3 protein-coding genes are annotated in these 14,301 nt (G+C 45.2%); all 3 read right to left on the bottom strand.

Going from position 1 to position 14,301, the window contains the following annotated elements; genetic code table 11:
• Window positions 1–174: 174 nt before the first annotated feature.
• The 3 genes from NYE24_RS25905 to NYE24_RS25895 are packed head-to-tail and all read right to left on the bottom strand — an operon-like array spanning window position 175 to window position 14,297.
• The gene (locus tag NYE24_RS25905) at window positions 175–1,788 is read right to left on the bottom strand and encodes an S-layer homology domain-containing protein (protein WP_342477008.1); all 1,614 of its coding nucleotides are present in this window, start codon (window positions 1,786–1,788) and stop codon (window positions 175–177) included.
• Entirely contained in the window at window positions 1,785–7,475 is a 5,691-nt protein-coding gene (locus NYE24_RS25900; RefSeq protein WP_342477007.1) for a hypothetical protein, read from the bottom strand. Before NYE24_RS25900 ends, NYE24_RS25905 begins: the two co-directional genes overlap by 4 nt.
• A gap of 3 nt (window positions 7,476–7,478) precedes the next feature.
• On the bottom strand, window positions 7,479–14,297 hold the full coding sequence (locus NYE24_RS25895; RefSeq protein WP_342477006.1) for a hypothetical protein: 6,819 nt from the start codon (window positions 14,295–14,297) through the stop codon (window positions 7,479–7,481).
• Between the last annotated feature and the right edge of the window lie 4 nt (window positions 14,298–14,301).

Below are 14,301 nucleotides of genomic sequence, written 5' to 3'. Positions count from 1 at the left end.
TGAGATTTTTCTCATAGACAAAATCATATCTTGTATATTCGAGTCTAAAGGAAGGGAATAAAAGAATAATGAAAACTTTAAAGGACAAACAGAGAAAAACCGCGCAGCAGCAAGGCTTCGCGGTTTTTCTTAGATGAGATAAATATTTTGGGGCGGCTGGTATTCATTTAAATTTCAATTCAGCTCATTAAACCTTTCGAGCATAGTGGCAACCTCCGCTCTGGTAGCAAGACCAGAAGGATTTATAGTCAAATCCGTGTTACCCTTCATGATGCCCTTGGATACAGCCCAAGTAATGGACTCTTTGGCATAGCCTGAAATTTGATTTGCATCTTTGAAGCTCAGGCTTGAATTTTTAGCTTGAAGGCCATAACCTTTAACCTTTGCGTACCTATGCAGCATGACAGCAATTTGCTCACGGGTGATCGCATCGTTGGGAGCAAATTTCCCCTTAGCATACCCGTTAACAATGTTCTTTTGATTGGCCCAAATCACCGGCTCTGAATACCAGCGGCCACTTTGCACATCAGAGAATACACTCACAAATGTAACATCCGGTTTATTCTCCATGCGATAGAGTACAGTGGCCAGCATGGCACGGCTCATTTTCCCGGAGGGTGAGAATTCCGTTTCAGTAGTTCCCGTGAACAGTCCCTTGTTGTAAACATATCTTACAGAAGAATAGAACCAATCGTCATGTGCTATATCTGTAAAAGGAGGTTTTTTCGCAAAGGTAACCACCACAAGGGTGTCACGGCTAACCTCTGGAATAGTGTAAATGTCGTGGCCTATCCATTTCTCACCGTTGACAAAGATATATTCGGTTTCATACCCTTCATCGGGAATCATTCGGATGGTGGCAGAGGTTGTGGCGCGAATGGTTTGAACTTCAAAGCCCTCGGCAATTTTGCCGTTTCCGCCTTTCACCGAAGCTTTAACTGAATAGTAAAGATCCACTGCGGTGCTACCGGCTGTGGCATCGCCCTCCGGAGCAGCCCAACGTTTCGGACCGGTAATTTTGGAGTTCTCAAAGTCAGAAACGCCAATGCTAAGCTTTTCAATAGCCTCTGAGATTTCCGAAGCCAGCGCGTCCTTGTTATTAAAAACAGCCTCAGCTTCAGCAATCACAGCTCTCAATGTTTGCGCGGATTTGGTTGGGTACCAATAATCCGGATAATAGATGGTTTTGGGATTATCCGCAATCGTCACTGAAGCAAGCAAAGCTTTTGCAGCAACAATGTTTTCATATAACAGAGATTTTGAGGCATCTTTTACTCCATCGCCCACAATGATTTGCACAGCTTCAACCGGTTCAATATACCGGTGTGTCGCATCTTTGTTTGTTAGAATGAAGCCGCTTGAAGAAATGCTGAACGTGCCGCTGTTTTTAGCTTGAAATACAGCCGTTCCTATATTTTTCAGGATGGAATCCTCTGTTCCCTTGGCGGTCATATCCAGATAGACATAGTTGATGGCACCATCGGAAACTTTCATCGAAATGTCCTTTTCCATCTTCACACCGGTATTTTCCAGTACATAAGAATCAAACTGCAGCTTTCCCTGAAAGCCATATACCGGTGCCCTTCCGGCACCAGTATAGGCAAGACTAAGCTTAACAAGTATTTTTTCTCCGACCTTAAATGATGATTTCGAGGAACCCGAGCTGTCCGTTACGGTGATGCCCACACGATAACTAAGGTCTGCAGCATCATTTGCGCCATAGGCATATGAAGGTATAACAGCCCCTAGAAGCATGATGCACACAATGATTTTTAAGTATTTGATCATCTTTGAAGTGCCTCCATTAGGGTGAGCTGCGCATCTACAATATCAACAATGCCGTCACCGTTGGTATCAGCTCTCATCCAATTTTCTACAGAACTAAAGCCGTTGTAAACATTGTCCAAAATAGCATTCAATGTTGCCGTAACGTCGACTTTATCGATCGCACCGCTACCATCGGTATCTCCTCGCAGAAGAACAGGAGATTTCACCGTTGGTTCAAAACCAAGCTTGGCTGTTAATTGCTCGCCTGTGACAAGCTCCTTTGAAGCGCCAATATAGGCTTTCTTGAGATTGTCATATAACAGAGTTTGTTTGTTGCCTCCAATCACAACCGTTGCCTTGCCCATGTTCATTTCAGTATATATGGTGTACAACGAGAACCCTTGGGTCTGACGAACCTCATAACGGTAACCATAATCTTTTACATGAATTTTGATAACGTCTGACAGTTCTTTATAGACCGTCTTCCCGTTCTGGCCTTCAAAAGCAGACAGTCTATAACTAACCTTGATAGCCGTTTCGCCTGGGGCTAATGCTTCAAGGGTCCCGTCTTGTGACAGTCTGATGATGTTCTGATTATACAGAACGTCCCACACAACGTCTTCTGCCTTTAGAACGGTGCCCTCAACTGTGCGGAGAGCTTTAACAGACAGCGCCGTTGCCGCGCCTATGCCAAGCTCAATCGAATCAGGCTGATCCTCGGAGCCTTCCAGGTCAGAGATTAGTTTGATGCTTTCATACTCTGACAGAACACGATTCACCAGATACACTGGAACCACCGTTTCGTTACCGGCATCATCAACCGCTGTAAGCATCAGAGTTTCGTTCGGTTCCTCACCTGAGGCCTTGCGATTGACAACGAAGGTTCCGTCAGGACGGATAACAATGCCGTCTGAACTGCCGTCTAACGTTAAGCTTGCGGATGGCTCTGTTAGGCCATGGAAGCTATAGCTGGAGTCCGCGCCCACAAAAACAACCTGATTGCTGACGGTGTTATCAACGTTTTCCTTATCCAGGCTGGTTTTAACATCTTCATCAAGGAGTAACACAGGCGCTTTGGTATCAACAGTAAATCCAATGGCACCTGATGAACGGCTGCCTTGGAGGGTGTCACGGTTTTCAGCAACCGCTATAAAGTCAACCAGCTGCTGGCCGTCTTCAAGATTTTCTTCAAATGACCACACCTTCTTAAATTCTAGAGGCGTGTTTTTATCTTCGGTGTTAAGGTTGAAGGTCATTTTCACGGGTCTGTCGAAGGTGTACGTCGCCTTTAATTGGTTAGTGTTTAAGTAATAGAGATCCTTTGATCTGTCAATATTTGTATCAATGCTTACAAGCTGAGGCTTATCCGTTGAAGGCATAACAAAGCTTGGCGATGATGCAAATTCGGTTGAACGGTAATATTCCGCCTGTTTAAGAGCAGACTCCACAATTCTAACCGCCTGCACTTCAACAAAATAAGTCTTGCCTTCCTCTAATAGAGGCCGGTTGGTTTGGCTTTCTAATGGTTTGAGAACGATGTCACTGCCAACTTTAAATTGACCAAAGGAATTCTCGACCTCATCCCCGTCTTCATCTTGGATCGCCACAAGATAATGTGTGGCAGTATCATCGGTTCCCGCTATATCAACCTTCACATAGCCGTCACCGCTGTAGACCGCAGACACAGATTTCGGGTTTTGCGGGAGCAATGGATTGGTAAAAGTGAAGGTTGAAGCAGTGATTTTCTTGCTCATTCCGCCTTGATGGTTCACAAGCATGGCCACCACATGATATTTCCCTTCAGGAAAGGACTCAGGAAGCGTGAATACATGAGAGCCTGATTCAATTTCATCTAACTCCAGGTTGCCAATACTAATTAATGATGAAGTATCTTGAATGTTAGAGGATTCGATGGTTTTCATGACGGACGGGTCCTTCGTGACATAGACATTAAGTGCACCCGAATATTGGCCCTGCTTGTCCGTTGTCCAGGAAACGTTAATATCACGGCTTGTATTTGTGCTAGTAGAAGCACTAACTCCTGTCAGCTCAGGCATATAGTCAACACTGTTTACTGCAAAGTTGTCTATATAGACATCAGGTGTTGAAACTGAAACGGACCAGTTGCCCCCAACAATCAGAGAGGGATCAGTGACTGAAATGTACAAATAATTCGTGCCGTCTAAAGATTGAACAAGATAGTTTCCGTTGCCCTTGTTGTCGTCTTCAATCATGGTCAATCTTTTTCCATTTGGATTGGTGACAATGATTTCAGATGCAGACGGCTGGATTAAACCCCGAAGTGGAATTTCAAAGAGAAGTGCATCCTTTGTTGCCGGGTTAATCTCTTTGGTAACCCCATTCCCGGCCCTTGTCTTAGCGACGGCCTCCGTACTCAGTCTTCTCATATTCGTTCCATAGATCGTGGTGGTTGGCACAAGGTTGCCGCTCTCGTCCAGCGCTTCCGAGTGGACATAGTGAACGGCGTCTCCTCTTGAAGAGAGGTCGATGGACCCGCCAAAGCTTAGGTCACCGTTCCAATAATAGATGAAGCCAAGCTTCACCCCAATGACCTTAAAGTTTGCACCCACAAAGTCCGATGAGACGGCTGCCTCAACGCCTGCGATCTCCTTGCCCCCGAGCAGCGGGATGGAGTCTGGAATGAACAGCCCTGCGTACACATAACCATAGAAATAATCTTCCGTAATTTTAATCGTGATCCCGCCACGAATGGCTCCGGCATGAATACTGATACTGCCGAAGGCATTAAGCTGAAACGGCGAGATCCATTGAACATTCATTCCCGCTTGAATATTAAGCAGCCTTCCCTCTTCGTCTTTCTCCAAGTGGCCGCTGCCTTCTATGGCGAGACCGGATAGCTTCGCATCCAGCTTAAAGTCACCTACAATAATGGCATTAATTAATAGCCTCGTCTGAAGATGGATGGTAAGGGGTGGAAGCTCGCCTGCCGGTTCTCCGGCAACGGTGTCAGCAAGGTTTGAGATTCCTCCGCCAAGGCCTGTGATAAATACATAAGGTGCAACCACAGGAACCTTCATTGTGGATGGCGCTAAAAAGAAGGTGAGCTTGTCCAGCATCATTTTGGGCACGGAGTTAATAGGAACCTTTTTGAGGGCCAATGACCCTTCTACTTCGAGCATGGTAACAGATACACCGGCATCAATACTATAAATATCTTCAATGGTGTTAATGGTTATATCCGCTTTAACACCGGCTTCGTTTCCTACTAACGGGCCTAATATATCTTTGGGCAGAGCTACTGAGAGTGTTGTGTTAATGCCAACAAAACCAATCTCGCTGTCTTTACTTCCATAGAGAACATCTTGAACGTCCGCTGTGAGCGAGCCTTTATAATCATAATGCTCCTCACCCTTGGATGAGTCAGCAGCTTTTAAAGGCATTGAAATTCTACCGCCAAAGCTAATTCCGAAATCATCATCTTCCTGGGTCATAACACCGTACTTAATATTGATCAAAAAACCTGCAATATTTTGCAGCATATAACCGGCATCGCCGAGCTGAAGTTCAAAGGCTTGAGCCCTCTTCTCGGCAACAGCCTCCCGGTTCAGCGTATATTTGGTTCCATTGCTGGCTTCAAAATGCCACTTATTATGCCAAATATTAATCGAGTTGATCACTTTGACGGTACCGTCGCCTTCCAGCTTGGCCCCCTTGCTGTCAACGGTCATCTTCAAGGCTTCGGTGCTGTCATAGGTCAAGATGCTGTTGATGGTAATGTCGCCATCGGCCGGGCTGGCAGAGTAATATTTTTCTGTACCCGTATCCATAAGTCTGATTTTTCCGCGAAGGGTCAACAAAATTTCTGTTTCGTCTTCTTTAAAGGCTATTCCTTTGTGAAGAATGCCGTCTTTGCTCACGCCGCCGGCTATGAATTTCTTCATTACATCTTCGTTTGTAAAACTAATATAGTCATATAACTGTCTGTGGTTCGCAGCGTCTGTGAACCGGACTAGCGAAACAATGCCGTAGCTTGCACTTTTATCCGCTAAATGATCGGTAACGTCCACTGTAGTGGCTGCTTTAATTTTGGTACCGAAGGCATCGATCAGCTGTTGATTTGTAAATCTGAATTCAATGTCATACTTTCCAACCGCTAACGTCTGATTCGTTGAGAACGCAAGCGTTTGGCCTTCATCAATAAAGCTTATTTTTCTTTTGTCAATCAGAGCAGCCTCACCGCTTGAGGATGAAACAAGGTACAGACTCCATCCGTCACTTCCCGAAAGAGCCCCTGACAACACCTTCATATCGCCAGAAACGGTAAGGTTTTTGTCACCTTCATAATAAACGGCCGCCGGGAAAACATGCTTCATTGAAACCTCCGGGAGCTTTCCTTCCACTGCAGGAATCAAAATGTTTGTGTTGGCACTATAGTCAACCACTTTATTGGTCTTAGCATCAATAATTTCTGTGGCGTTTAGCGAAACGACCAGACGTTTTGATTTGATCATGGACTGTGTCTCTGCAATAATGTCTACATCCGGAATATTAAACACCGTTCCAATGTTAAGACCGCCCGAAATCTTCACTGTGTATTCCCGTGTCTTCGTGGCTGCAAACACAAGCCCCTCTTCGAGGCTAAGCTTCACAATGGGTTCTATAAGTTCCTTTGCTCCTGAGACACTATTGTCGATGGTTACATTTGCTTTAAAAACACCATTGTTTTCATACCCTTTTTTGTCGTTAGCTAAGTATACATTTTCGGTTTGAATCCCTATGGATACATGCTCCTTTTGGGTTTGTTCAGCAAAGCTGCCGATCCCATAGAGCATTTCAGAAATTCTGACTTGACCAGGCTCAATGGCTTTTTCATTCCAATAATAAGCCGTTGCAGTGTCGGGAACTAAGTATTGGTTAGAATAATTAGTAAAGTCCACACTAGGGTTTGGTGTATACTCGTATCTGGTGTTTGCAAGATTAATCCAGTGTCCTACAATCACCTTATCAACGTTCACATCCTTGTTGCCGCTCCAGCCGGACAAGAGGGCATAAGCCGTCTTGTTCGAGGCCGACAGAGAATCAACATATCTGATTTGCTGCGGAAGATTGTCACCGCTATATTCGGTTTCAACGATTGTCGGTTGCGACGGGTCAACTAACACATAAGGTGCGTCAATCTCTGAACCCAGCGCGTTGTCCAGCAGAAGCCGAATCCCCACCGTTCCGGCCGTGGCATTATTATTTTTCACATCATATGAAATACCAATGTTACCCGTCCTTGAATTGTTAGGGTCGATTGAAATGGACACCTTTTGTGTAATGGTATAGCCCTTAATGTCCCATGCAATGGTTAAAAGCCTATTTTGCTCAGAAACGACAGGTTCATGAAGCTTGGTATCAATTCCAAACCAGCCATATTCCTGACCGAAAATAAAATCCTTTCCGTCGATACGGACGGTTGTGAAGGATGTTCCGTTGCTCCTAGCCGCATCTTCCTTATACAGAAGCGGAAGGTTGTTATCAAACGCTTTTTGCGGATGACCGTCAATGGTTTCGATGGAGAAGCCGCCCGTTTTTGAATTAATTGAATATTTCATAAATTCGTTCGCAATGGAATAATCCGCATTACTGGCGTCAGCATGAACAGGGAAACTTGCAAACGTGAAAAGCATGGATAGAATCATAGCTGCAGCTATGCTGCGTTTCATTGTTCTATAGAACGTCATTGCCTATTTCCCTCCTTGATTTGAGACATATACATGAATGTTGAAATAGTCGCGTTTATCCGTTTGGATATATACGGTATACCAACCATTCGTAACATTATCGAGAGTATACACTCCGCTTTTCTCCCGCAGGACCGTTCCTTTTGTTTTCATCTGACCTTGGGTTAAGACACCTTTTTCATAACGTGCATACGAGATCCCGGAGAAATTCTTCAATGAAATTTCAACCTTGTTTCCTAGAACGGACGCAGCATTGGAACTGTTTGGCATAACGCCGTTCACAAGGGCTATGGTGTCATAAAGACCCACAAGGCGAACGGTCCGGCGAAGGGTAGTTTGATTCCCTGCATCATCTCTTACGGTATAGTCGATATAGTACGGGTTCGAGCGGACAAATTCATTGGCTGAGATGTTGTCAGGGTTAAACACCCGCCCGCCGGCTCCATAGCTTATAGTGACCCGCTTCGTCAAGTCGACCTTCTTACCCGCAACCATGTCCCATGCTTCGAAGTCCAGAATCTTGGACTTGTCATAGGCAATGGAGGCATCTTTTTTAGGCGTCATGCCTTCGATGAAGATTAGCTCTTCCCCATTTTTAAGTTTTAGCACAGGGGGTGTTTTGTCGATTAGACCAATGTCAACACCATACGAGGTATAGGTCCCTGTTCTTCCTTCAAGGTTAAAATTGTAAAGTCCATTGTCGCTATAGTTCATTGACTTCTCTTGTTTCCACGGATCGTTCCCGCCCACGAATTTAGCATCTTTATCCGTGATTACCGTGACATTCACATTCTGGTTCGTTGCCGGGTTCTTGTCGGTTCCCACAACGTATCCTTCTTCTTGTCCAGAGGTGTCAACACCAACAACAATCTTGTTTTGATGATCCTTTTCCACCCACTCGCCACTTTGGTTCTGTTCGAGATATTTGTATGTCCAGCGAACCTCTTTAACTCTTGGACCGCCCACTTCAATTCCTTCAACCGTTACCAGAATTTTTTGCGTGATGCCTGTTTGGTCCCTGACTTGAAAGACGTGCTCCCCGTTAGTTTTAACGTTGATCACTGCCTCTTTATAGGACAGGGCATCGCCGGCTTCGTCCTTCACTTCAGTCAGAAGTGCATGTTCATATCCACGATAAGAAACGGTAAGGTCTGTTAGTTTTCTTAGAATGTCGAGCGGAACGCCGTCACTGTCACGGATTTGGTCAAAGGTCACATTCACGCTCAGCTTATCTTCAGCTAATGTGGCAGTGGCTTTGATTTGCGGCGGTGTGGACACAATATTGGATACGGTTATCACTTCCTGGCCTTCATTGCCATAGTCGTCAACAAAGAACATGGACACTGTACCATTTTTTCTAAAGCGGACAGCTTTGGTGCCGGGGATATGTACGATATCGCCCGCAGTTAGGCTTCCGGCAGGCTCCACACCGGTGACTGTAATCGTTTTGAACTCCTTGCTGAACTGAGTCAACTCCACATTCACGCTTTGTGCAGTAACGGTGGTGGGTGGTGTGCTGTACGTTTTTGCAATTGCAGTTGGCACTACTTTATTAATGTTCGAGACAGTAATCGGAGTCGTCCAACGGTTTCCAGCGTAGTCATAGGCTGTCACATTATAAATTCCTGAGCTGTCCAGCTCTACGACATATTCATTCTCAAGCGGCTCCCCTTTGAACGGATACACCACATTGCCCTTCTTCACCTCTGCAAAAGCGATTTCACCTGAATCATCCGTTAAAGTGAACGTTGCAAAGATATTTTGGTTCGTCTTGGACATGTTGGATAACACATAGGATGTTTGGCCAATGGTATTGTCGAAATGGTTATAGCTAACCGTTTGAGAACCTGTGTTGCCCGATTGATCTCTAAACTCAAAGGTGAATGTGTGATTATCCTCCGTTAGCGTCCTTGAGAAGGCTGCGTTGTTGTTTGTCATCGAAAGCGTTTTTCCGCCTCCGGTAAACTTGAGCGTGGCCATAACCCTTCTATAGGCTTTTCCTTCTTGGATTGGAACCCAGTTCCCAAGATAGTTCTCATAGCTGTATTCAACGGTGTAGTGTGTGTCTTGCGTGATTGGCGTTTTATCAATGTTTGAAACGGTGACCGGCACGATTGTTACTATTCCGGCTTTGTTTGTCACTTTGAAATATACCGTTGCATTCTGCTCGAAGGTTTCGGTATGCGAAACAATCGATTCAATGGGGCTAAAGCTTATGCCGTCATACGAACGTTCAAGTTTTAGAATTCCGCTTTCCGGGTCATATACAGAAAGTGTTGCGGTAACATTTTGGTTGGTTGGCTCCGTGGTCGAATAGACCACCTGTGTAACAGGTGCAGTTTCGTCAACCGTTGCAATGGCAGCATACTCCGCTTCCATCCGGTCAGCTTCCATACCTTCTGCCGTATAGGCCTCGAAATAAGCTGATTTTGTTGTTTTGCCGTCTCTTAGCACTTCAAATACAAGCTTAGAATAAGCTGTTCTTCCTTCAACTTCTGTAAACGATGGGTCAGGAACACTTAGCTCGGTATTTAGTTCTAACCCGGATAACACTGCATGTTCAACAAAGAAATATTGTCCGGAATACTTTGGATTCGGAACTACAATATAATACAGCTTGTCGCCCTGGTTAAAGGATATGAACCCGCCGTTTTGAATCGTTTGACCATTTTTCTCTACATAACCTGTAGTATCAAAGCCTGTAACAAATTCAACCTCAGGTGTAAATTCCAGAACACTGTCTCTTCCAACCTCGTCCTGAATGTAAAGGCTGATTTTATTATTGTTTTGGATAACAACCTCATAATCCATTACATAGTTAGCGGAGGTTGTTAAAAGTCCTGTATACAGAAGGTTCGACCTGGCCATATCACCCACAACATCGCCCTCTACAGGTGCGTTTGGCATTACGGTTACTGGAACGTTAAAATAAACGCTGACCGTTGCGGTGGTTTTTGTAGTTCTAGGGTTTGCGCTGACACTTACAATGGCTGCCCCTGCGTCAACCAGGTCCAGTTTTGCGTCAGTGAACACTTTTTCAGTCACATTTCCTGCGGTGTCGGTGGCTTTGACCCCAATGGCATAGCTTCCGCTAAGCCCCTTCAGGTCAATGGTGTAGGTTTTCTGTTTGTTGCCTTCGCCATTAATGATGACCGGACTGCTTTGCATTTCCACGGATGGGCTTGATTGAAACAGCGCATAGTCCGCTTCGGTTAGAATAGGGTTTGCTGCCGGATCTTGAATAAGTGCGAAGGAGACGGTTGTGTCATTCTTGTCTGAGACATCAACTGTAATCACACCATCTTGTCTTGCTCCTTTGGTCACGGTGTCACTTGAAGCAAGCGCAGATGGAGCTGCCCGGTCAATGTTAGATACGGAAATAGGAACTAGAACACGATTGCCAAGCTCGTCAGACAAGATCAGATTTGTGGTTATATTTTCGCTTACCGTTACTGTGAATGCACCGTCTGTATAGGGAGAAACCGTGATTTTGTCAGCATCCTCGGGTGCAACGGTCAGTTTGCTAATCCCTGTACCCGCATCACTTGCGATTATTGTTGCTGTCACTGATGCGTTGGTTGGCTGTATGGTGCTATAGTCCGGCAATTCAAAGGCTGGTGCCTGGCTATCATACAGAATGGTGAGCGGTCTTGCTTCTGTTAAAAACTCCGGTCTGTCGTCAGCAGGAGCATTGATGAGGCCAAACTGGAAATAGATGGTGTTGACGCCTTCTTGAAGCGGAACCGGTGTGTCGAGTGTAAATGCATAATTCCCGCCCGAATTGCTACTCGCTGTAAACGCAGGAACTAAAGCACCGTTATCTGTTGGCATGCCGTCCGTTGTCGCATAATATACCGGGTTTTGATATTTCGTTGCGCTATCAGAAGTCCACGATGCATGTGGCTCATTCAACACAGCATTGATACTATAGGTTCCATCCGTGGTTGTACCCATTCCGTTTACAATCTTTGCTCCCGCAAAGTTTAAGGTATCAATTACCGCAGGCTCTGACCTCATCCCAAAGTACGGGGACACCTTTTTACTTTCTCTGCCATGCGGGTCTTTGGCCACAACAACAATGCTGTACGCACCTGATGGAAGTCCGGCCAGGGTCAAGGTTTGATTAACCTGCGCTATGTTGTCACTGCCAAGTGTCAGTGTCAGCGGATAGTTGGGCATATCTTCAATTCTCATCTCTGAATCCGGCTTGGATACATAGTAATATGCACTGGCAATTCCACTGCGGTCTGCCACTTTCACGTTAATTTGATGGGATGATTTGAAATGATCGTGCTGACTTCCTACGGTAAATTTAATCTCCGGGGGATAGGCGTCATACGTGTATTCTTGTGAGAATTCAGCAGTATTACCAGACTGTTTATTTTTCACCCGATATTCAAGGATATATTTCCCGTCCATCAGCACTTTGGTTCCGCTAAGATTCGTTTTTTCAGCTGCACCAACAGCATCGCTTGATTCGTACACTTTAAATTTTTGTGTAAAGCTGTTGTCATTGCCAGGATCAGAAATCCACCGGTAACTCGTTTCAAGGTTTGGATTGCTTACGTCAAAGCTAATGTCAAAATACGGCTTTGGCAGACTGGAATCCTCCGTATGGAGGGTGTCGGCAACATTTCCATTGAACATACTCACAGGCTTTTTATAGTAACTGGAGGCTTGCTCGTTTCTAGAATCGTTTCCAAGTGAGTCTACGGTGAAATAATAGAGAGTTCCCTCAAAGTTGTCCCCTTTGGGAATGGATAGAATGGCAGTTGTGCTGTCACCTTCTGAGTCTACGAATGCCCATGTGCCTTGAGTTGAAGCAATTTCTGCGGAGGCAGGTTTAATCTGATTGATTGGCGTGTCAGGCGGCGCCGCATTCCCGTTCATAAAGGTATAATAAGTTCTTGACCAGCCGTTATTGCTTTGCTCAAGGTCATTCATTTCAAAGCTATAGTCATTTCTTTTGCGGAGCTGTGCATCTTGGGGATGTACCGTTTCGTTTACGGTCACCCGCGGAGCCTGGTTATCGATTAGGATATTCTCAATTTCTGCATATCCGGCCTCTCCGCCAAGCGGATTGTCGGCTTGATCCCATCCGTACAGCCGAAGCTTGAATTCACCCTCCACCCGATCGATTGGACTTAGCTTTAGGCTAACGCCATTAATAACCTGCGTGTTAATAGGTGCGGTAACTCTTGCTCTGTTTCCTGTACCGTCAAAGTTTGTGATTCGGGTCATGGCCGGTTCATAGGAATCACCGGTTTTCTTGTACAGCTCATAATTAAAATAGTTTTGATTCGACTCGCTGTGGGCGACATTTCCGTCTGGATAGAGGGTTTCGCTGGCAACCATATAAAATTCATGCAGCTTTTTGATGTTGCCTTGAATGGAATTTGCCCCCGTCAGGTCATTTCCAGTTTGGTCGGTCACTCTTACCGTTGGGGTTTTAGTGTCCACTTTGTGAGTTGAGAAATAAAAGCTTTGTGATGACGGTGACTCTGGAGTTGGATTCTCTAAATAATAGGCCTGCGCCTGGCCTTTTTTCGTTAGATGGGTAGATACGTTGTCAAGCTGAAGCCTTATACCCTCGCTTTCCACTGCGCTAACATCCAGCGGGACTTGTCCATTGAACTGAAGCTTGCCGTTTGGTTTGCCATCATCGCCCTCCAGTTTGGTCATGGTTAGGTTGGCAAGCGGTGTTGTCGTGTTGTTCCCAATATATAACGAAGGCGTGGCTTGGAAGTTGGTGATCAGCTCCGTTTTAATTTCTTGCGTCATAGTTTTTTTATGAATGGACACCGCTTCAACCGTGATATTAACATCTGTGAATTTACGGTTGAGATACAGATTGTCCTGGCTCGGTGAATAGGTAACCGTTTGAGTGATATCTGGGTTGCCGAGGTTATATATGCTACGATAGAACGTATACGTTACATCTTTATAATAGTAGTCCGCTTGCCCTATCTTTGTTGTCAAATAGGTTTTCACTTCCGGATTTCCTGAACTTGTATGGGCAAAAGTTCCCCCGAGGCTCTCAGCATTGGTAGACTGGGCAAGCAGCGCCACTCTATAGGTTAGAGAAATCTCTGCTTTGTCCTTGGCAACCATCTGATCGTGAAGCTTCTTGCGGTCAATATTGAGCTCAAACGTTTTTGTTTTTGTCGGCTCCTGGAAGGTTAACCAATCCCTGCCTACAGCGTCGTCCGAAACAGTATAGCTGACTACAGGAGCATCCTCATATTGCATAATGTCATAGTGACCATATTGATCTCTGACATAGTTGTCCCACTCTGCACGTTCAGAGCCTGACGAATTCGCATCCAGATAGAACTCTCCTCCATGCTTATCAACGTCACCCATATCTGTGAATTTTCTTTTGGTTACGTCCGAGATATCACGATACAGTCTGCCCTGGTCTTTTGTCCATGAGTATATTGGAATGGTCTTCGTCTGTGTTGGATTTATGTTTCCCCCAATTTGAGGAAGCCACAGAACCACCGACTCACCGTACCAGTCATCACTGCCTACCAGCCAAAAAACGAGCTCGTTCATTCTCCACGGTGGAGTATTTTGCAATTTAAATGTATGTTGTGTATCAGACCAAGCGGCAGCGCCGCCAAAATTTGTTGCTTGATCAGAGTTTATTCCAGATTCATATGTACTTACGCCCATATAAATATCATCACCGGTTCCGCCGTTATCGTTGCCTCCTGTTTTCACACCAAACACATACGTGTACTCTGTTGCTACATTCGCATACACAGGCGCTACTGATAGTAAAAGCGAGAATACCAGCATCAAACTTATTATCTTCTTCATAAAA

This window comes from Paenibacillus sp. FSL H7-0350, assembly GCF_038593195.1.
In the GTDB taxonomy this organism is placed as follows: Bacteria; Bacillota; Bacilli; order Paenibacillales; family Paenibacillaceae; genus Paenibacillus_AQ.
The sequence above is the reverse complement of the archived record's forward strand: the minus strand, read 5'-3'. Positions and strand labels throughout refer to the sequence as shown.